The sequence below is a fragment of the Pseudomonas sp. 37 R 15 genome (assembly GCF_900004865.1).
GTDB classification, from domain to species: Bacteria; Pseudomonadota; Gammaproteobacteria; order Pseudomonadales; family Pseudomonadaceae; genus Aquipseudomonas; species Aquipseudomonas fluorescens_AM.
The window spans coordinates 1-20,693 of the sequence record NZ_CVTV01000047.1; the positions used below are offsets into that span (position 1 = coordinate 1).

The window sequence follows — 20,693 nt, forward strand, 5'->3', positions numbered from 1 at the left end:
AAGATTATCAGCATCACAAGTTACTCCGCGAGAAATCAAAGATGTAACCAACGATTGCTGAGCCAAGTTTAGGGTTTCTTAAAAACCCAAAGATGTTTGAACTGAAGAGTTTGATCATGGCTCAGATTGAACGCTGGCGGCAGGCCTAACACATGCAAGTCGAGCGGTAGAGAGAAGCTTGCTTCTCTTGAGAGCGGCGGACGGGTGAGTAAAGCCTAGGAATCTGCCTGGTAGTGGGGGATAACGTTCGGAAACGGACGCTAATACCGCATACGTCCTACGGGAGAAAGCAGGGGACCTTCGGGCCTTGCGCTATCAGATGAGCCTAGGTCGGATTAGCTAGTTGGTGAGGTAATGGCTCACCAAGGCGACGATCCGTAACTGGTCTGAGAGGATGATCAGTCACACTGGAACTGAGACACGGTCCAGACTCCTACGGGAGGCAGCAGTGGGGAATATTGGACAATGGGCGAAAGCCTGATCCAGCCATGCCGCGTGTGTGAAGAAGGTCTTCGGATTGTAAAGCACTTTAAGTTGGGAGGAAGGGCAGTTACCTAATACGTGATTGTTTTGACGTTACCGACAGAATAAGCACCGGCTAACTCTGTGCCAGCAGCCGCGGTAATACAGAGGGTGCAAGCGTTAATCGGAATTACTGGGCGTAAAGCGCGCGTAGGTGGTTTGTTAAGTTGGATGTGAAATCCCCGGGCTCAACCTGGGAACTGCATTCAAAACTGACTGACTAGAGTGTGGTAGAGGGTGGTGGAATTTCCTGTGTAGCGGTGAAATGCGTAGATATAGGAAGGAACACCAGTGGCGAAGGCGACCACCTGGACCAACACTGACACTGAGGTGCGAAAGCGTGGGGAGCAAACAGGATTAGATACCCTGGTAGTCCACGCCGTAAACGATGTCAACTAGCCGTTGGGAGCCTTGAGCTCTTAGTGGCGCAGCTAACGCATTAAGTTGACCGCCTGGGGAGTACGGCCGCAAGGTTAAAACTCAAATGAATTGACGGGGGCCCGCACAAGCGGTGGAGCATGTGGTTTAATTCGAAGCAACGCGAAGAACCTTACCAGGCCTTGACATCCAATGAACTTTCTAGAGATAGATTGGTGCCTTCGGGAACATTGAGACAGGTGCTGCATGGCTGTCGTCAGCTCGTGTCGTGAGATGTTGGGTTAAGTCCCGTAACGAGCGCAACCCTTGTCCTTAGTTACCAGCACGTTATGGTGGGCACTCTAAGGAGACTGCCGGTGACAAACCGGAGGAAGGTGGGGATGACGTCAAGTCATCATGGCCCTTACGGCCTGGGCTACACACGTGCTACAATGGTCGGTACAGAGGGTTGCCAAGCCGCGAGGTGGAGCTAATCCCACAAAACCGATCGTAGTCCGGATCGCAGTCTGCAACTCGACTGCGTGAAGTCGGAATCGCTAGTAATCGCGAATCAGAATGTCGCGGTGAATACGTTCCCGGGCCTTGTACACACCGCCCGTCACACCATGGGAGTGGGTTGCACCAGAAGTAGCTAGTCTAACCTTCGGGAGGACGGTTACCACGGTGTGATTCATGACTGGGGTGAAGTCGTAACAAGGTAGCCGTAGGGGAACCTGCGGCTGGATCACCTCCTTAATCGACGACATCAGCTGCTCCATAAGTTCCCACACGAATTGCTTGATTCATTGAAGAAGACGATAGAAGCAGCTTCAAGCTTTGAGCTACAAGCTTCAAGTTTGATTGCGTAACGCATCAAAATTGGGTCTGTAGCTCAGTTGGTTAGAGCGCACCCCTGATAAGGGTGAGGTCGGCAGTTCGAATCTGCCCAGACCCACCAATTTTAGTGTCGCAACCCGTTTAAAAGCGGGGCCATAGCTCAGCTGGGAGAGCGCCTGCCTTGCACGCAGGAGGTCAACGGTTCGATCCCGTTTGGCTCCACCATTAACTGCTTCTGCTGTTAGAGTTTAGAAATGAATATTCTGAAGTGAATATTGATTTCTAGTCTTTGATTAGATCGTTCTTTAAAAATTTGGGTATGTGATAGAAAGATAGACTGAACGTTACTTTCACTGGTAACGGATCAGGCTAAGGTAAAATTTGTGAGTTCTCTTAACGAGAAATTCGAATTTTCGGCGAATGTTGTCTTCACAGTATAACCAGATTGCTTGGGGTTATATGGTCAAGTGAAGAAGCGCATACGGTGGATGCCTTGGCAGTCAGAGGCGATGAAAGACGTGGTAGCCTGCGAAAAGCTTCGGGGAGTCGGCAAACAGACTTTGATCCGGAGATGTCTGAATGGGGGAACCCAGCCATCATAAGATGGTTATCTTACGCTGAATACATAGGCGTAAGAGGCGAACCAGGGGAACTGAAACATCTAAGTACCCTGAGGAAAAGAAATCAACCGAGATTCCCTTAGTAGTGGCGAGCGAACGGGGACTAGCCCTTAAGTGGCTTTGAGATTAGCGGAACGCTCTGGAAAGTGCGGCCATAGTGGGTGATAGCCCTGTACGCGAAAATCTCTTAGTCATGAAATCGAGTAGGACGGAGCACGAGAAACTTTGTCTGAATATGGGGGGACCATCCTCCAAGGCTAAATACTACTGACTGACCGATAGTGAACTAGTACCGTGAGGGAAAGGCGAAAAGAACCCCGGAGAGGGGAGTGAAATAGATCCTGAAACCGTATGCGTACAAGCAGTGGGAGCCCACTTTGTTGGGTGACTGCGTACCTTTTGTATAATGGGTCAGCGACTTATTTTCAGTGGCGAGCTTAACCGAATAGGGGAGGCGTAGCGAAAGCGAGTCTTAATAGGGCGTCTAGTCGCTGGGAATAGACCCGAAACCGGGCGATCTATCCATGGGCAGGTTGAAGGTTGGGTAACACTAACTGGAGGACCGAACCGACTACCGTTGAAAAGTTAGCGGATGACCTGTGGATCGGAGTGAAAGGCTAATCAAGCTCGGAGATAGCTGGTTCTCCTCGAAAGCTATTTAGGTAGCGCCTCATGTATCACTGTAGGGGGTAGAGCACTGTTTCGGCTAGGGGGTCATCCCGACTTACCAAACCGATGCAAACTCCGAATACCTACAAGTGCCGAGCATGGGAGACACACGGCGGGTGCTAACGTCCGTCGTGAAAAGGGAAACAACCCAGACCGTCAGCTAAGGTCCCAAAGTTATGGTTAAGTGGGAAACGATGTGGGAAGGCTTAGACAGCTAGGAGGTTGGCTTAGAAGCAGCCACCCTTTAAAGAAAGCGTAATAGCTCACTAGTCGAGTCGGCCTGCGCGGAAGATGTAACGGGGCTCAAACCATACACCGAAGCTACGGGTATCACGTAAGTGATGCGGTAGAGGAGCGTTCTGTAAGCCTGTGAAGGTGAGTTGAGAAGCTTGCTGGAGGTATCAGAAGTGCGAATGCTGACATGAGTAACGACAATGGGTGTGAAAAACACCCACGCCGAAAGACCAAGGTTTCCTGCGCAACGTTAATCGACGCAGGGTTAGTCGGTCCCTAAGGCGAGGCTGAAAAGCGTAGTCGATGGAAAACAGGTTAATATTCCTGTACTTCTGGTTATTGCGATGGAGGGACGGAGAAGGCTAGGCCAGCTTGGCGTTGGTTGTCCAAGTTTAAGGTGGTAGGCTGAGATCTTAGGTAAATCCGGGATCTTAAGGCCGAGAGCTGATGACGAGTTATCTTTTAGATGACGAAGTGGTTGATGCCATGCTTCCAAGAAAAGCTTCTAAGCTTCAGGTAACCAGGAACCGTACCCCAAACCGACACAGGTGGTTGGGTAGAGAATACCAAGGCGCTTGAGAGAACTCGGGTGAAGGAACTAGGCAAAATGGCACCGTAACTTCGGGAGAAGGTGCGCCGGTGAGGGTGAAGGACTTGCTCCGTAAGCTCATGCCGGTCGAAGATACCAGGCCGCTGCGACTGTTTATTAAAAACACAGCACTCTGCAAACACGAAAGTGGACGTATAGGGTGTGACGCCTGCCCGGTGCCGGAAGGTTAATTGATGGGGTTAGCTAACGCGAAGCTCTTGATCGAAGCCCCGGTAAACGGCGGCCGTAACTATAACGGTCCTAAGGTAGCGAAATTCCTTGTCGGGTAAGTTCCGACCTGCACGAATGGCGTAACGATGGCGGCGCTGTCTCCACCCGAGACTCAGTGAAATTGAAATCGCTGTGAAGATGCAGTGTATCCGCGGCTAGACGGAAAGACCCCGTGAACCTTTACTATAGCTTTGCACTGGACTTTGAATTTGCTTGTGTAGGATAGGTGGGAGGCTTTGAAGCGTGGACGCCAGTCTGCGTGGAGCCAACCTTGAAATACCACCCTGGCAACTTTGAGGTTCTAACTCAGGTCCGTTATCCGGATCGAGGACAGTGTATGGTGGGTAGTTTGACTGGGGCGGTCTCCTCCTAAAGAGTAACGGAGGAGTACGAAGGTGCGCTCAGACCGGTCGGAAATCGGTCGTAGAGTATAAAGGCAAAAGCGCGCTTGACTGCGAGACAGACACGTCGAGCAGGTACGAAAGTAGGTCTTAGTGATCCGGTGGTTCTGTATGGAAGGGCCATCGCTCAACGGATAAAAGGTACTCCGGGGATAACAGGCTGATACCGCCCAAGAGTTCATATCGACGGCGGTGTTTGGCACCTCGATGTCGGCTCATCACATCCTGGGGCTGAAGCCGGTCCCAAGGGTATGGCTGTTCGCCATTTAAAGTGGTACGCGAGCTGGGTTTAGAACGTCGTGAGACAGTTCGGTCCCTATCTGCCGTGGACGTTTGAGATTTGAGAGGGGCTGCTCCTAGTACGAGAGGACCGGAGTGGACGAACCTCTGGTGTTCCGGTTGTCACGCCAGTGGCATTGCCGGGTAGCTATGTTCGGAATAGATAACCGCTGAAAGCATCTAAGCGGGAAACTAGCCTCAAGATGAGATCTCACTGGAACCTTGAGTTCCCTGAAGGGCCGTCGAAGACTACGACGTTGATAGGTTGGGTGTGTAAGCGCTGTGAGGCGTTGAGCTAACCAATACTAATTGCCCGTGAGGCTTGACCATATAACACCCAAGCAATTTGACTACTCTAACGAGCATCAGATTGCGGTGTGTGAAGACGAGATGAACCGAAAGTTCGACGCTCACAAAACACCGATTGCTATCACATACCCAATTTGCTGAAGCGAGGCCATCAGGTCACGACTCAGTACCCGAATTTCTTGACGACCATAGAGCATTGGAACCACCTGATCCCATCCCGAACTCAGTAGTGAAACGATGCATCGCCGATGGTAGTGTGGGGTTTCCCCATGTGAGAGTAGGTCATCGTCAAGATTAAATTCCAGAACCCCTGTTTGCTAACGCAAACAGGGGTTTTGTTTTGGGCGCTCGAAAAGCGCTGCTCTCTGGCGCAGCGAACTTTTCTCGACGCGTACCAACGCCCTGCACGCCCTTATCCTCGCTCCAAAACCTCGGACAAATTTGCACAGTTATTTCTGAACCAGAGCACTAGAATAGGCACCTAACCTTTTTTAGAGCCAGAGCCCTATTTATGCCCGATCCGGTTGATGCCCTTGAGGTGTCGGACTTACCGCTGGACGACCTGGTGGCCTGCCATGAGTGCGATCTGCTGATGCGCAAACCCGTACTCGCCCTCGGTGAAAAGGCTCAATGCCCACGGTGCGGTTACGAGCTATACGCTCACCGTCACAATGTCGTCGAGCGAAGCCTCGCCTTGGTCCTGGCAGCACTGTTGCTGTACATCCCCGCGAACTTTTTACCCATCATGCAGCTCAATCTACTCGGGCAGTCCTCAGAGGACACCGTGTGGACCGGCGTAGTCGGCCTGTTCAACACCGGTATGCAAGGGGTAGCCGTCGTGGTTTTCCTTTGCAGCATGGGTATTCCCTTGCTCAAATTGCTTTGCCAATTGGCCGTGCTGCTCAGCATCCGCTGGAACATCGGTCGCAGTCATGGACTGCTGTTCTACCGCATCTACCACCATATGAAAGACTGGGGGATGTTGGAGGTCTACTTGATGGGCGTCCTGGTGGCGCTTGTGAAGCTTGCGGACATGGCCTCCATTACGCTCGGCCTGGGTCTGGTGTGCTTTGTCAGTCTTTTAATGGTTCAGATCCTGCTCGAGGTGGTGATGTCACCCCATCAGATCTGGCAGGCGTTGTCAGGAGAGGATGACCATGCGGGCGATTGATGCAGGCATTCTGGTTTGTACGGAATGCCATGAGTTGAACAAGCAGGAAGCGGACGCCGATGAGCAACTCTGCAGCCGTTGCGGTGCGCTGATCCACGCACGTCGCCCCAATAGCCTCATACGCACCTGGGCACTGCTGGTCACTGCGGCAATCCTGTATATCCCCGCCAACCTGCTGCCCATCATGACCGTCAACTCCCTCGGCCAAGGTGACCCCAGCACCATCATGTCAGGGGTGATCCAGCTGGTGCAGCATGGCATGTTCCCCATTGCCGCCGTGGTGTTCATCGCCAGTATCCTGGTGCCAACGTTCAAGCTGGTGGGTATCGGCCTGTTGCTGTTTTCGGTGCAGCGCCGTCAACCACTGTCCGCGCAACAACGCATTATCATGTACCGCTTTATCGAGTTCATCGGTCGCTGGTCCATGCTGGATATCTTCGTGATCGCCATCCTGGTGGCGGTCGTAAACTTTGGGCGACTTGCCAGTGTCGAGGCCAATCTCGGCGCTGCAGCGTTCGCCAGTGTGGTGATCTTGACGATGCTTGCCGCAGTAACCTTCGATCCCCGACTGATTTGGGATAACACGGAGTCGGATGACGACCATGAGTGATTTGCCTAAAGCTAAAACCCGCCCTGCATCCAACTGGTCGGCCATCTGGGTGCTGCCGCTGATTGCCCTGATCATCGGTGGCTGGCTGGGTTGGCGTGCCTACTCCCAGCAAGGTCTCGAGATCCAGGTCCGCTTTGAAAGCGGCGAAGGCATTCAGGTCAACAAGACCGAAGTGGTCTACAAAGGCATGACGGTGGGTAAGGTCAAAGCCTTGGCGCTGGATGACGAGGGCAACAATCGGGGGGTGATTGCCACCATCGAGATGAACAAGGACGTCGAGCAATACCTCAGGACCAATACCCGTTTCTGGCTGGTCAAGCCCAGCGTCAGCCTCGCCGGTATCACCGGCTTGGAAACCCTGGTGTCGGGTAATTACATCGCCGCAAGCCCGGGGGATGGTGAGCCCACCCGCAAGTTCAAGGCGCTCTCCGAAGAGCCGCCGTTATCCGATGCCAAGCCTGGTCTGCACCTGACGCTCAAGGCAGATCGCCTGGGTTCGCTGAACCGGGGCAGCCCGGTGTTCTACAAGCAGATTCAGGTGGGGCAGGTCAAAAGCTACTTGTTGTCCGAGGACCACAGTACCGTCGAGATCAAAGTCTATATCGAACCGACCTATGCCAACCTGGTGCGCAAACACACGCGTTTCTGGAACGCCAGCGGCATCAGCATCGACGCCAATCTGTCGGGTGTGAAGGTGCGCAGCGAATCTCTTTCCAGCATCGTCGCCGGCGGTATCGCTTTCGCCACGCCGGAAAATCGCAAGGACAGCCCGCCAACCGACCCGAGCCTGCCGTTCCGCCTGTACGAGGATTTCGACGCCGCCGCCGCCGGTATCAAGGTCAAGGTCAAGCTTACCGACTTCGAAGGCCTGCAGGCTGGACGTACGCCAGTGATGTACAAGGGTATCGAGGTCGGCAGCCTGAAAACCCTGAAGATCGATCCGGACCTGTCCAGTGCCAGCGCTGAATTGACCCTCGACCCCCTGGCCGAAGATTATCTGGTGCAGGACACGCAATTCTGGGTAGTCAAACCGTCCATCTCCCTGGCCGGCATTACCGGCCTGGAGGCTTTGGTCAAAGGTAACTACATCGCCATCCGCCCCGGTGACAAGGGCACCGCGCCACAACGTGAATACGTGGCTCGCGCCAAGGCGCCACCGTTGGATCTGCGCTCCCCGGGCCTGCACATGGTGTTGCTCACCGACAACCTGGGCTCGCTGGATGTCGGCAGCCCGATTCTGTACAAACAGGTCAAGGTCGGTTCGGTACAGAGCTACCAGTTCTCACGCAAGAAAAAGCAATTGGTGATCGGTGTTCACATCGAGAAAGAGTATGAAAGCCTGGTCAACGGTTCGACCCGTTTCTGGAATGCCAGCGGTGTCACCCTGACCGGCGGGCTTACCGGCGGTATCCAGGTGAAAAGTGAATCCCTGGCCAGCCTGATGGCCGGCGGTATTGCCTTTGAAACGCCGGAACCGAATGTGCCGCTGAAAAGGCACATCCCGCGTTTCCGCCTGTTTGCCGATCGGGACGCTGCCAATCGGCACGGCACGCTGGTCACCATCAAGGTTGACCGCGCCGATGGCTTGAGCCCTGGCACGCCGGTGCGCTTCAAAGGCCTGGACGTGGGCAAGATCGAAAGTGTGGACCTGAGTGCCGACATGCAATCAGTGCTGCTCAGCGCGCGTATCACTCAAGTGGCCGACCGCATTGCACGGGTTGGCAGTCAGTTCTGGGTGGTCAAGCCTGAATTGGGCCTGATGAAGACCGCGAATCTGCAGACCCTGGTTACCGGGCAATACATCGAAGTGCAACCGGCCGCGAAAAACGCCGGGCCGCAGAAAAGCTTTGTTGCCCTTGCCCAACCGCCTGAAGCCGCACATCGGGAGGCGGGCCTGAGCCTGACGCTCAGCGCCGCGCGCCGTGGTTCGCTCAAGGAAGGCGTACCCGTCACCTACCGTGAAGTCACCGTGGGCAAAGTCACCGGCTACGAGCTGGGACAGACCGCCGACCGTGTACTGGTGCATATCCTGATCGAACCCAAATATACACCCTTGGTCCGCAGTGGCAGCCGCTTCTGGAACACCAGCGGCTTCGGGCTCGACTTCGGCTTGTTCAAGGGCGCGACGGTGCGTACCGAGTCCCTGGAGACGCTGGTGGCTGGCGGTATTGCCTTTGCCACGCCTGATGGCGAACGCATGGGCAACCCGGCGCGGCCGCAGCAGACCTTTGCGCTGTTCGACAAGTTCGAGGATGAGTGGCTGACCTGGGCGCCCAAGATTCCACTGGGCAAGTAGATCGAGGCGCGGCCTTCGGGGGCAAGCCCCCTCCCACATTCTGATTTGTGAATACATTCAAAGTGTGGGAGGGGGCTTGCCCCCGATAAGGCCCTCAAACTCAATACAAAACTCCAGCCCAAAAAAAGGCCGCGATCCAAAAAGATCGCGGCCTTTTCGCCTTTTCAGCGCTACACGTCAGACTTCATCCAACTCCGGCTCATCGGCCTGTACGTTCAGAGTTGCCTTCACCCCATCGTGACGACGAATGTATTTCCAGTCCGCCTCATCAATGTAGATCCCGTTGGGCCCGCTGCCGCCTTCCAGGTCGATCGCCACCTGGGCGGACACCTGCGGCTTCACACTGGCCAGGATCGGCACGAAGCCCAACTGCAGGCTGGTTTCCAGCAACGCGGCCTGGTTCTTCTCATCGATGTCCGCTGCCTCATCGAGGTAGTAAGGCAAGCGCACACGCCCGGCCTGGTCGCGGTCCATCAAGTGCAGCAACAAGTACATGTTGGTCAGCGCCTTGATGGTCATGGTGGTGCCGTTGGACGCGGCGCCATCGATATCGGTATGAATCACCGGCTGGCCGTTCACCTTGGTGATCTCGAACGCCAGTTCGAACAGGTCCTTGAGGCCCAGCTGGTTATGGTTGGCCGCGACGAGGCGAGCCAGGTATTCCTTGGCCTCTTCGTTCTTGTTGTCCTGCTCGGCACTCTGGCTGAGGTCGAACACCGACAACGTCTCGCCTTCTTCATACTGACCGGCGCTGTGGATGATCTGGTCGATATGCTTGAGGGCTTCCTTGTTCGGCGCCAGCACGATGCGAAAGCTCTGCAGGTTGGAGACCTGGCGCTTGTTGATCTCGCGGTTGAACAATGCCAGTTGGTGTTCCAGGCTGTCGTAGTCGCTGCGGATATTGCGCAAGGTGCGTGCGATATCCGTGACCGCCGCGCGGCGTGCCTTGCCCAGGGTCAAGGCCTCATCGGTACGGTGGGCATAGGCGTTGATCAGCAGTTGCAGGCGACGCTCCATGTCATCCTCGCTGTCGAACTTGGCCACACCCTTGAGGCGCACCTGCGCATACAGCGCTTCGATCTGGCCATCGGCGCGCAGCAAACCTTGCCAGCTGTCCTGATAGTCGTTGAGCAGCGGCAGCAGGTTGTCCATGGAGTCGTCGACCGGATCCATGAACGGCGTGCCGAAGGGCAGGTCCGCCGGCAACAGCTGGCGACGGCGCAAGGCATCGTCCAGCGTACGTTGCTTGGCTTCCATATCGCCGATCTGACGGCCGACCAGTTGCAGCTTGGCCGACAGCTGCTGGACGCGCTCGGTGAACGCATCACTGGAGCGCTTCAATTCGTCCTGGGCCGCTTCCATCTGCGCCAGGTTTTCCAGCTTCTCGCCTTCTTCCGCGCTCAGGGTTTGTGCGCGGCGGAAATCTTCCAGCGCCTTCTGTGCGTCGAGTACCTGCTGGTACAGCGCTTCGGTCTGGGTCTTGCTCGCGGCGCGGTCGGAGGCTACGGCCTGCTGAGTCTTGAGTTGCTTGAGCTCTTTTTCCAGGCGCTCTTTCTGATCGCGCAATGCCGCGCGATCGGCCAGCGCCTGTAACGCCGGTGGCTCAATGTGCGAGATGTCGATGGACAGCCCCGGCACTTCGAAACGCTCGCCCTTGAAGCCATCCAGGATCTGCTCCAGGGATTTGACCCACTGGCCGTCCTCGTCCAGCGTGATGCCGTGCTCGCCCAGCGGCAGGCTGAACAACGAGCTGTTGAACAGGCGCATCAGGCGCTCGACATCCTGCTGCGAAAATTCTTCGCGCAGCTTGGCGTAGCTGTTGTTGTCCGCGTGGTCCAGCTGCTGCTTGACCGACTTCAAGCGTTTTTCCAGGTCGCGCAGACGCTCGTCCAAATCCTCGGCGCTGAATTGCCGGGACTGCGCCAGCGCACCCGCCAATTCGTCGTGAGCATCCTTGGCCGCGAGCAGTTGCTGCTCCAGCACCCTCACATCATCGACCAACGCGAAGCGATGCTTGAGCACCGACAGTTCGCCCAACCAACGCTGGATGCCGCTGATCTCGCGCTCCAGGCGCATCAGCTCCTGGGTGCCGCCGCGCTGGTCGTTCTGCAGCGCATCCTGCTCGCTGCGATAGTGTTCGGCCTGGAGGGTCAGCTCTTCCTTGCGGGCACTGGCGTAGTCCGACCAGGTGCCCAACAGCGAATCCAGCAACGGCGACAGGCGATGCAATTTGCCGCGCAGAATGTCGCGCTGTTTCACACCATTGGCGAGCGCTTCGACCAACGGCCCGGCGGCCACCAGCGAGTGGTAGTCCTGCTCCATGCGCCGCACATCGCGGAAGGCTTCTTCGCACGCGGCGATGTAATCGACGCTGCCGGAACGCAAGCTGTGTTCGAACGCATCGAGGAACAATTGCTTGAGCTTGGCCGCGGTGATTTCGCGCATGTGCAGCAGGTTGATAAACAGCGCGCGGAACGTCTTCAGGCTCTGCTCGCTGGTGGAACGCAGAGGGATCAGCGTCAGGTCCAGCGGAATCGACGTATGGCCGCCTACCAGCAAGCGACGCAGTTCATCAGGTTTGAGTTCATAGGCTTTCAGGCCTTCGCGCTCAAGGTTGGTGAACAGCTCCTTCTGGCGCAGGCAGGTGTCGTTTTTCTGGTAGTGGGCCAGGTCCAGCTTGCCGGCGTAGGCAAAGAACTGGTGACCGAAACCACCGCCCGGGCCGCGCCCGACTACGCCAATCACGTGCGGGCCGTGGGGCAGCGAGACCTCTACCAGGATGTAGCTGGTGTCCGTGGCAAAGTAGAAGCGCCGCGATTGCTCCAGGGTGTACTTGCCGAAGCTCATGTCCGACATGCGCGCCAGGATCGGGAACTGCAAGGCGTTGATCGACGCGGATTTACCCAGGTTGTTCGCGCCATACACCGACAGCGGTTCTTCCAGCGGGAACAAACCCAGGCTGTAGCCGGCGGTGTTCAACAGGGCGAAACGGCGTATGCCGTAGCGTTCCTTACTCATGCGTCGGTCTCCTGTTCTTCGGCAATGGCGCGGGCGAGGGCGTCTTCTTCGCTTTCCTCGGCGAAGTCGCTCAAGTCCAGCGGGTCATCGGTCTTCAGCAGTTTTTCATCGCTGTCCTCGTCGATGATCACCGGTGCCGGCAACGGCAACACGCTGTGCACGCTGGCGGCGAGGTCGCGGTCCTGCTGGACCGACAGGCACACGTCGAGGAATCGATGCATCGGCGGCAGGAAGCGATAGATGCCATTGTCTTCGCCGGCAAAGCCCAGCTGGGTCATGCGGCGCATGATTTTTTCTTCAAGTTCTTCCTGGGTCTGCACCTCGGCCTGGATAAACAGGTCGCGGTACTTTTCCAGCAACGACGGCAGCTCATCGCGGCCCAGGCTGCCGCCATCGAGCACGGCAACCGGGTCGCGGCCCTGGTCGGCCAGATGCTCGACGAGGATGAAGGTGAACAGGGCCAGACGCTGCGCGGTCTTGTTCACCTGCGCGCTGGCGATGGCCGAATCCGGCACGAAGTAATAGAAACCACGGGTATCGCAGACCAGCTCAAAACCCAGGGCCTTGAACAGCGTGCGGTACTGGTCCTGGAAGTTCGACAGTTGCGCGTACAGCTCCGGGTCGCGACGGCTGACGTGGTAACCCTTGAACAGCTCGCGAAAGATCGGCGCCAGCTGGGACAGTTCGGATAGATCAAGATGCATAAGGCGTGCTCGCAGAATTCTCGGTGGCGTCAACGCCGGCCGGGAGCAGGGCGAAGGAGCGCAGGCTGACCTGGTGCTCGTGTGTGTGATAGTCGCGGCGCTCCAGGCGTTCGCGCTTGAAACGTTTTTCCCGCGAGAGCCGCGAGAACCAGTACAGCAACTCGTCGGTGGCACCGTCCGGTTCCTGCTCCAGCAGCCAGGTCATCAGGTCTGGCATCGGCAGTGCATCTTCGCAGCGCTCGAGCATTTCCTTGACCGTACGCGGCGCGCGCTGGGCTTCGCCCTTGTGGATTTTGTGCGCCTTGGGGAAGCGTGCCGGTTTTGGCTCGAAATTGGCCAGGGCATACACGTAGGCTTCCACCTGGCTCGCGCTACCCAGGAAGGTGCTTTGCGGGCGGGTGAACAGGGGCATGGCGGCCTGTGGCACCGCGTCCAGGCCTTTGCGGCGGATCGCTGACAGGGCCAGCGCCGCGCCGCGGGTCACGGCATTGTGTCGGCGGGCTTCTTCGCGTAGCGGCAACAACAACTCGCGCGCATGGCGCAAGGTCAACTGGGCGCTGGTCTGCATCTCGAGGATGCGCGCGTGCGTGCGCAGCAGCATGTCGTCGTCCACCAACTGGCCCAGACGCTGCTGCTCGGTGAGCATGCGCAGCAGCACATTCTCGACCTTGCGCACGCCTTGCTCGAACGCGCCGTCGGCGTTTACCAACTGGATCATCGGCTCGACGTATTCGTCCCAGGTTGCCAACACCTCGGCATAACGCTGGCGCAACGGGATCTGGCGGTCGCTGGTCTTGGCGCGGTCGGCCACGGCCGCGAGGGCCTGTTCGTCGTTGGCCAGTTTTTTCAGCACATCGCGCACGCGCATATCCAGCAGACGCAGTTGGCGGGCCAGGTCGTGGCCATCACGGATGTCGAAGGCGTCCTGGATATAACCGGCCAGACGCTCGAGGTGGCGCAGGTAGGCTTCGATTTCCAGGCACAGGCCAAGCCGGTGCTCCTTGCGCAGATACGCCAGGAAGTCGTGAATCTGTGCATTGAGCTCGAAACGGTTCGGGCTCTTGGCGACAGGCACCAGGATATCCAGGCGAATCCACACGTCCAGCAGGCTGGTGATGTCCTGGGGCGTGCTGTCCAGTTGTTGGGCGGCCAGTTGCGCGCGCAGTTCGCTCAGGCTCAGGGTGCCTTGGTCGAAGTGTTCGCACAGTGGCTCAAGTAAGGCCCAGTGTTCGGCGAGGGCGCGCAGGACGCGCTTGGGTTCGATCATGGGAATGGCCGGCTGGTTGGCGATTAAAAGTCGCGATTGTACTGCATCGGACACGGGATTTATCCACAGCCGGTCAGTGTGCAGTGGGCGATTGTTACCGAACAGCGGTAGAATCCCCGCTCTTTAGTTATCCACAAGTGGCCGAGCTGTGCTTATCGAGTCCCGACGTCGCGCTTACTTGAGCGCCATGCAGGTGGTCAACTGGCTGCCCCGCACCGAACTGCCGTTTGCCGCGCCGTCGCGGCCCGAGCTGTTGCAGGTGCCTGAGCCCTATGAGGCATTCGAGCCTTCAGGCGAGGAAGCCGCCGCGCCGGTTGCGGTGGTCAAGCCTGTGCCTGAAATGCGGCCGACGGTGGAGCGCACGAAAATCGAGGTGCCGCGCCCGTCACCTGTGGTCAAGGCGGTGGTTGCCGAGGAGACTGCCCCGGTGATCAAGGCCCCGGTGGTGCCGCCGCCACGCTTTGCCCTGCAACTGCTGCGCGCGGGTCGTTGCCTGCTGCTGGTGGAGTTGCCCACCGGCGAACGTTTCCAGTCGCGCGACCCCGCCTACCTGCTGCTCAAGGATATGCTGCGCGCCGCCGGCCTGCCCGACAGCCCGCAAATCGTCGGTGACCCGGTGCGCTGGCCGCTGTTGGTGCGCGGCACCATGGACCAGGGCCCGGAAGCTGCGCGGGATTTTGTACAGAGTTTTGTCTCGGCACGCCTGGAAGATGAACCTTGCGTATGCCTGTGGCTGATCGGCCTGCCCGCCGTGCGTTTTGCCGGTGAAGCCAATGCCGAAGCCTGGTACCGCGAACTGCAGGTCGAGGGCCTGGGTTCGGTATGGGCCCTGCCGGGCCTGGAATTATTAATGGAAGAGCCACAGCGTAAGGCTGATGTCTGGCAAGCCATGCGCCGGCTGATGGCGCGCTGGAAAACAACCGATGAGTGAGGCTTTATCCTTTCGCCCGATGACCGAGGCCGACCTCGACGCCGTGCTGAAGATCGAATACGCGGCGTTCAGCCACCCATGGACCCGTGGCATCTTTCTCGACGGCCTGGGCAAGTACCAGATCTGGCTGATGTTCGAAGGCGAGCAGCAAGTGGGGCATGGCGTGGTACAGATCATCCTCGATGAGGCGCATCTGTTGAATATCACCGTCAAGCCGGAGAATCAGGGCCGGGGGTTGGGGTTGGCGTTGCTGGAACATCTGATGTCCCGCGCCTACGCGGCCAACGCGCGCGAATGCTTCCTGGAGGTGCGGGACAGCAATACCGGGGCGTTTCGCCTGTATGAGCGCTATGGCTTCAACGAGATTGGCCGTCGCCGGGATTACTACCCTGCCGTGGGTGGCCGCGAAGACGCGGTGGTCATGGCCTGCACCCTGGTCGACTGAACACCGAAATCCATGTGGGAGGGGGCTTGCCCTAATGCCAGTCAGTTAGCGCCGATCTCTTGTGGGAGGGGGCTTGCCCCCGATAGCGGTGGGTCAACCAACATCAGTGTTTGCTGTGCCGACGTCATCGGGGGCAAGCCCCCTCCCACGTTTGATCTTCGCAGCCTTAAGCATTTCGTTCGCTTAACTGACTGGCATTAGGGCTTGCCCCCGATGGCGGTGGTTCAGCCAATACATGAGTTGACTGACCCACCGCTATCGGGAGCAGGCCCCCTCCCACCTGTTGAACTGAATTGTGTCAGCGCTTGCCGTTGAGCGGGTCCACGTCTGCCAGTTCGGCCTCGTCCAGGCCATTTCCGCCGCCTATCTCTTCCTCACCAACAACGCTCAGATCGTAGTCCGCCGCGCCGTCTTCACCTTCTTCCCGCGCATCCCGTGCGCCATCCTCATGGATCAGGGTTTCCGGGCTCATATCGTCATCGGTCGACTCGTGATCATCCGTCGAAGCACCGGTCATGCCCGCTTCGCGCACCCGTTCGTCAGGCATCAGGTGCTCGCGCTCGCCAGGGGGGATTTCATCGCCGATTTGGGCCGTCTGGTCTTCTTCATCAAAATCCAGCTCGTGCATCGAACCCATGCGGTCTTCATTATCATCAATCGGTTCGGGCTGCGCAGCGCCGTAGGGACGTCGTGATTCAGTCATGGCCAATCCTCATACTGTGGGGCTTATAGTGAGTGGACAGGCTATGTGCCCCAAAGATTCAAGCTAATTTGCGCCACGCGTGACCCGGACGAGGGCTTGTCAGTCACAAAACAGCGCATCATTCCTGAGGCTTTCCTGATGAACGAACTACAAGACCTGCTAGATAACAACGAACGCTGGGCGGATGCGATCAAACAGGAAGATCCCGAATTCTTCGCCAAGCTCGCCCGCCAGCAAACCCCGGAATACCTGTGGATCGGCTGCTCCGATGCACGTGTACCGGCCAACGAGATCGTCGGCATGTTGCCCGGTGACCTGTTCGTGCACCGCAATGTGGCCAACGTGGTGCTGCACACTGACCTCAACTGCCTGTCGGTGATCCAATACGCCGTCGATGTGCTCAAGGTCAAACACATCCTCGTCACCGGCCATTACGGTTGTGGCGGCGTGCGCGCCTCGATGCAGGACCGCCAGTTCGGCCTGATCGACGGCTGGCTGCGCACCATTCGTGATCTCTACTACGAAAATCGCGACGTGCTGGCCCAGTTGCCCACTGAAGAAGAGCGCGTAGACCGCATGTGCGAGCTGAACGTGATTCAGCAGGTGGCGAACGTCGGTCATACCAGCATTGTGCAAAACGCCTGGCACCGCGGGCAGAGCCTGTCGATTCATGGCTGCATCTACGGCATCAAGGATGGCCGCTGGAAGAGCTTGAACACCACCATCAGTGGCTTCGAGCAACTGCCGCCGCAGTACCGTCTGCGACCGCTGGGCGAAGCCTAAGACCGTTTATGCTCGCGCCACCAGGCCATGAAGGCCTGGCCTCTGGCGTTCAACGGCTCCTTGTGGCCGGTGATCCAGCCCCGGCAGTTCGGCTCGCCGCAATGGCAGGCGAACTGTCGGAACAGCGCGTCTTCGGTCGTGGCGTAATCAACCGTCAACGCTGTACCGACGGGGATAGACTGTGCGGTCCACAGTTCCAGGTAAGTGGTGTCCAGGAACACGTTTGGGGTGCACGAGTGCTGCAACAGGCCGCAGAACCAGGCGTCGTACAAGTGAATGCGTGGCGATAGCTGCAGCGTATACCGACGTCGTTCGCTGACGGCATACCCGCAAATCCTGGCGATGCGCACGCCTCTCCCAAATGCGACACGGGCCTTGATGACGGCAGGCGTGCCGTGAGTGCCTTGCACGATCTGGAAGTGTTCGCTCGAGGGGTAACCCTGATCGACGTGCAGCGTCTTGAACGGGTAAAGGCTGTCAAACACAGCCGCTTTAGCCTTATCCATGGCTTGAGTCTTCATCACTCTCCTCATAGGGCTGCATGGACCTGCGGGGCTTAACTGACGGCCAATCTGTTGCAGCAAATGGGTGCTGCCCAAGACTCACCCAAGTCGCAGCCGATTTCTACTGTCAAATCTGACAGTAGAAATCATTGCCACCGCTCACAGCGCAGGTGGTGCGAGGGTGGGGGGCGGGGCGGCATTGCGCAGCTGTTTCAACTGGGCTTTGATGGTGGGCGTGGCGCATTTGGCGTTGGCCTGCTCCGCAGTCAGGTTGCGCACCGAGGTGTAGAACAACTCGCAGGTCTGCTCCTTACGCGTGACCTGCCAGGTATTCATGCATGCCTTGAGCAACACATTTGCATCGCTGGCCGGTTTCTGGCCCATGCCGGCTTGCCAGCAGGCCGCGCTGAGGTCCTGGCCCATCACTTTCAGGCCGGCTTCATCGGCCTTTTGCTCATTGCCGTCATACGTGTCCGGGCTGGCGGCGTACCAGATGTAACTCGGGTGGTTGGCACCGAGCACCGAAACCGGCTTGCCCGGTTCCGGGCTGATCTGCGCCAGCCCCAGCACCGCCACGGTCTGCCCGTATTGTTGCTTGATCCAACTGCGCACTGGCGCGCCGAAGGCCACCATCGGCAACGTACCGTCGGGGCGCAGGCTCAACTCCTTGACCATGCGGGTCTGGTAGTCGGTGAAATAGCTGTAGACCGCTTCCAGGTCTTTACCGGCATTGGACGGGGCGGCGATGGGGGCGATATCGATAATGGTCTGATAGGCCGGGGTTTCGCCGGCAGGGATGCCGTTGCTGGTGAGCAAGGTTGCCCAGCGGTCGGTGGTGGCCGATTCCAGATAGTCCTGGGCCTGTGTCAGCGAGTAGTCCGGCGGGAAGTGCAGCAGCTCGATGCTTTTGCGATTTTCCAGGGCCATGCCCAGCGGCAGGAACAGGTACCAGTTGTAGGCCCACTTGCCGTCGGTGTTGAGCTGGCTGGCGCCCAGGTAAGCCAGGTCGGCGGTATCGAGCAGGGCCGTCAGGGGCTGGCCGTAACCGTCCGGTACGCCGCTGAAGGTCGCTGCGACCTGGCCGTCATGGCTTTTGACGCTGACCTTGGCCCGACTGTAGCCGTCACGTTGCAGGCTCTGGTTCAAATAATGCTCGGCAGTCTGCTCCAGCGTCCAGGGCCGAAAGCAGATCACGTTGCAGTTGTTGGGAAACGCGAATAACTGAGTGACACGTTGCGTGCTGCCCAACGGCACTTCGATGTCGGCCTGTACGGCCGCACTGGCCAGCAGTGCGGCCAGGGTCAAGGCCAGCGTGGTTGGTTTGAACATAGTTGGTTCCTTGTCAGCGAAAGCCCGTCTGCGCGGGGTGAAAGCCCACCCTTCACACAGTAGCGGCTGACCAGGAAAACCGCGTGCTAAATCGCTGCGGGTGTCGCGATTGGATAAGTGAAGCTAAACGCTGAACTGCAAGGCGTTGCTCAAATCCCCCATGGGTTTCTGGCCGCGGGCGAGCATCGCGTCATCCCTTTGCTTGAGGCCGTCCAGGGTTTCCAGCTCAAACACGCGGGTGATCAAGCGCAGGATCGAGGCGGCGTCATACACCGTATGGTCAACCGTGCCTTTGCGCGCAAACGGTGACACCACCAGCGCCGGAACCCGCGTGCCCGGGCCCCAGCGGTCGCCCTTGGGCGGTGCCACGTGGTCCCACCAGCCGCCGTTTTCATCGACGGTCACCACCACCACCATGTTGTTCCACTGCGGGCTTTCCTGCAGCACCTTGAGGGCGCGCACGATATGGCGGTCGCCCGAGGCTACATCGGCATAGCCGGCGTGCATGTTCAGGTTGCCCTGGGGCTTGTAGAACGTCACGGCGGGGAGCTTGCCCGCCTGGGCATCGGCGAAGAACCTATTGGTGCTCGCCTCATCACCCAAGCCGCCGTCGCGCAGGCGTTTGTCACGTTCCGCACGGTTCTCGGGGCCCTGCTGCTTGAAGTAGTTGAACGGCTGATGGTGATACTGGAAGTTCGGAATATTGGGGATGCCGCCCGAGTCCTTGAACTGATCCAGGGTGGCTTGCCATGCGCCGGCGTACCAGGCCCAGTCGATGTTCTTTTTCGAGAGCTTGTCGCCAATGTGTTCATGGGTTTGCGGCACCAACACGTTGGGCAGGTCCGGTTTGGAATAATCGGGGTTTTGCGGGTCGCGGATCCAGGTCGGCCAATAGGGCGGCGCCAGCGTGTTGACCGCGTAACCGTCCGGGGTCAGGGCGCTGGGGCCGAACTGCGGCGGGCCGGCCATGGCACTGGCCGGCGAGGTGTCCAGGGGTTTGAGGCGCGGGTCGCCGGGGTCGTCGCTTTGCAGCGTGGCGATCTGCGCCTTGGCCACTGATTGCGCAGCATTGGGATAGGTCGGTGCGGTGGCGCTGATCAGGTATTGGTGGTTAAGGAACGAGCCGCCGAACGCGCCCTGGAAGAAGTTATCGCACAGCACGAACTCCCGGGCGACGTCCCACAGGCGCAGGGAGTAACGGCTCTGGGCGTAATGACCCATCACCAGGCCACCGGAATCGCCCCACGCCACGAACCCGTCATTCTTGCCGCCGTTGATCTGCATCTGGTTCTGATAGAACACGTGCCACAAGTCCCGGGTCACCAGGCTCAGCGGCAAGTCCTCGGCATTCGGACCCTTGAGGGCGAACGGTGCGTTGGGCAGGTTCTCCTGGAACTGCACGGCGCTCGGGTAGGTCACCCCATCCACGCTTTGCGGGCCGACCTGCAGCACGCCGCCCCAGGTCTGGGGGAGGGCGGGCAATACGCTGCCATCGCGGTCGCGTTGTAGGTAATCCGTGGCGGACAGCGCCGAGAGGGGTTTCTCCAGCCCGGGGAAATCGGCAAACAGATTGTTGAAGCTGCGGTTCTCCGCGTAGATCACAACGACGGTCTTCACCTGGTCGCGCAGGGCCTTGTCCAACTCCGGCGCTGTAAGTGGCCGCGCCGCCGGTTTTTCCGGCGCCTGGCCGGCATTTCCACAGCCACTCAAGGTTGCGCCCACCCCCAGCACTGCAGCGCCCCCCAGGAATCGCCGGCGACTGCTGTCAACCGGCGCCTGGCCTACGGAATCTGTGGAAGGGCGATCTACGTGCTCGTCACTCATTGCGTGGGAGTCCTTGGGGAGATGTTGCAAGATATTTCGCAGGACGGTAGCAATGCAATGT

The 20,693-nt window shown here is 58.4% G+C and carries 13 protein-coding genes, 2 tRNA genes and 3 rRNA genes; 11 read left to right on the forward strand and 7 right to left on the reverse strand.

All coding sequences use genetic code 11. The features are described 5' to 3' along the window. Positions 1-98: 98 nt before the first annotated feature. The 8 genes from BFQ04_RS14090 to BFQ04_RS14125 all read left to right on the forward strand — a co-directional run bounded on the left by BFQ04_RS14090 (position 99) and on the right by BFQ04_RS14125 (position 9,125). A 16S ribosomal RNA gene (locus BFQ04_RS14090) occupies positions 99-1,635 on the forward strand. Positions 1,636-1,760: 125 nt separating this feature from the next. Next, positions 1,761-1,837: transfer RNA gene (locus tag BFQ04_RS14095), tRNA-Ile, on the forward strand. A 28-nt stretch (positions 1,838-1,865) separates the two neighbouring features. Next, positions 1,866-1,941, forward strand: a tRNA-Ala gene (locus BFQ04_RS14100). Positions 1,942-2,177: 236 nt separating this feature from the next. After that, positions 2,178-5,069: ribosomal RNA gene (locus BFQ04_RS14105) — 23S ribosomal RNA — on the forward strand. Between the two features lie 157 nt (positions 5,070-5,226). After that, positions 5,227-5,342: ribosomal RNA gene (gene rrf / locus BFQ04_RS14110) — 5S ribosomal RNA — on the forward strand. Together the 16S, 23S and 5S rRNA genes with 2 tRNA genes alongside form the textbook arrangement of a ribosomal RNA operon. A 217-nt stretch (positions 5,343-5,559) precedes the next feature. Continuing rightward, positions 5,560-6,219: a paraquat-inducible protein A gene (locus BFQ04_RS14115; protein WP_065951353.1), complete on the forward strand. Its 660-nt coding sequence runs from the start codon at positions 5,560-5,562 to the stop codon at positions 6,217-6,219. Continuing rightward, a complete protein-coding gene (locus BFQ04_RS14120; RefSeq protein WP_065951354.1) occupies positions 6,206-6,829 on the forward strand; it encodes a paraquat-inducible protein A in 624 nt (207 codons plus the stop codon). Before BFQ04_RS14115 ends, BFQ04_RS14120 begins: the two co-directional genes overlap by 14 nt. Further along, entirely contained in the window at positions 6,822-9,125 is a 2,304-nt protein-coding gene (locus BFQ04_RS14125; protein WP_065951355.1) for a PqiB family protein, read from the forward strand. Before BFQ04_RS14120 ends, BFQ04_RS14125 begins: the two co-directional genes overlap by 8 nt. Before the next feature lie 177 nt (positions 9,126-9,302). Here BFQ04_RS14125 and mksF read toward each other — a convergent pair whose 3' ends face one another. Genes mksF through mksB form a run of 3 tightly spaced genes read right to left on the reverse strand, consistent with a single transcriptional unit; the run spans position 9,303 to position 14,114 of the window. Then, the gene (gene mksF, locus BFQ04_RS14130; protein WP_065951356.1) at positions 9,303-12,143 is read right to left on the reverse strand and encodes an Mks condensin complex protein MksF; all 2,841 of its coding nucleotides are present in this window, start codon (positions 12,141-12,143) and stop codon (positions 9,303-9,305) included. Then, positions 12,140-12,847: an Mks condensin complex protein MksE gene (gene mksE / locus BFQ04_RS14135; RefSeq protein WP_065951357.1), complete on the reverse strand. Its 708-nt coding sequence runs from the start codon at positions 12,845-12,847 to the stop codon at positions 12,140-12,142. Before mksE ends, mksF begins: the two co-directional genes overlap by 4 nt. After that, positions 12,837-14,114, reverse strand: a complete 1,278-nt coding sequence (gene mksB, locus BFQ04_RS14140) for an Mks condensin complex protein MksB (RefSeq protein ID WP_065951358.1) — start codon at positions 14,112-14,114, stop codon at positions 12,837-12,839. Before mksB ends, mksE begins: the two co-directional genes overlap by 11 nt. A 187-nt stretch (positions 14,115-14,301) precedes the next feature. On the opposite strand from mksB, the gene BFQ04_RS14145 reads away from it, so the two are divergent. After that, complete coding sequence (locus BFQ04_RS14145; RefSeq protein ID WP_065951359.1) at positions 14,302-15,045, forward strand: energy transducer TonB; 744 nt, start codon at positions 14,302-14,304, stop codon at positions 15,043-15,045. Next, the gene (gene rimI / locus BFQ04_RS14150) at positions 15,038-15,490 is read left to right on the forward strand and encodes a ribosomal protein S18-alanine N-acetyltransferase (RefSeq protein WP_003188286.1); all 453 of its coding nucleotides are present in this window, start codon (positions 15,038-15,040) and stop codon (positions 15,488-15,490) included. The genes BFQ04_RS14145 and rimI overlap by 8 nt, the downstream gene beginning before the upstream one ends. 298 nt (positions 15,491-15,788) lie before the next feature. Here rimI and BFQ04_RS14155 read toward each other — a convergent pair whose 3' ends face one another. Beyond that, entirely contained in the window at positions 15,789-16,193 is a 405-nt protein-coding gene (locus BFQ04_RS14155) for a serine kinase/phosphatase (protein ID WP_065951360.1), read from the reverse strand. Positions 16,194-16,331: 138 nt separating this feature from the next. On the opposite strand from BFQ04_RS14155, the gene can reads away from it, so the two are divergent. Next, positions 16,332-16,976: a carbonate dehydratase gene (gene can, locus BFQ04_RS14160; protein ID WP_003188288.1), complete on the forward strand. Its 645-nt coding sequence runs from the start codon at positions 16,332-16,334 to the stop codon at positions 16,974-16,976. On the opposite strand, the gene BFQ04_RS14165 is transcribed toward can, so the two are convergent. From BFQ04_RS14165 to acpA, 3 genes are all read right to left on the reverse strand, one after another. Then, the gene (locus tag BFQ04_RS14165) at positions 16,973-17,497 is read right to left on the reverse strand and encodes an SET domain-containing protein-lysine N-methyltransferase (protein ID WP_065951361.1); all 525 of its coding nucleotides are present in this window, start codon (positions 17,495-17,497) and stop codon (positions 16,973-16,975) included. The genes can and BFQ04_RS14165 overlap by 4 nt on opposite strands. A gap of 141 nt (positions 17,498-17,638) precedes the next feature. After that, positions 17,639-18,808: a hypothetical protein gene (locus BFQ04_RS14170; RefSeq protein WP_065951362.1), complete on the reverse strand. Its 1,170-nt coding sequence runs from the start codon at positions 18,806-18,808 to the stop codon at positions 17,639-17,641. A gap of 123 nt (positions 18,809-18,931) precedes the next feature. Beyond that, positions 18,932-20,632: an acid phosphatase gene (gene acpA, locus BFQ04_RS14175; RefSeq protein WP_065951363.1), complete on the reverse strand. Its 1,701-nt coding sequence runs from the start codon at positions 20,630-20,632 to the stop codon at positions 18,932-18,934. Between the last annotated feature and the right edge of the window lie 61 nt (positions 20,633-20,693).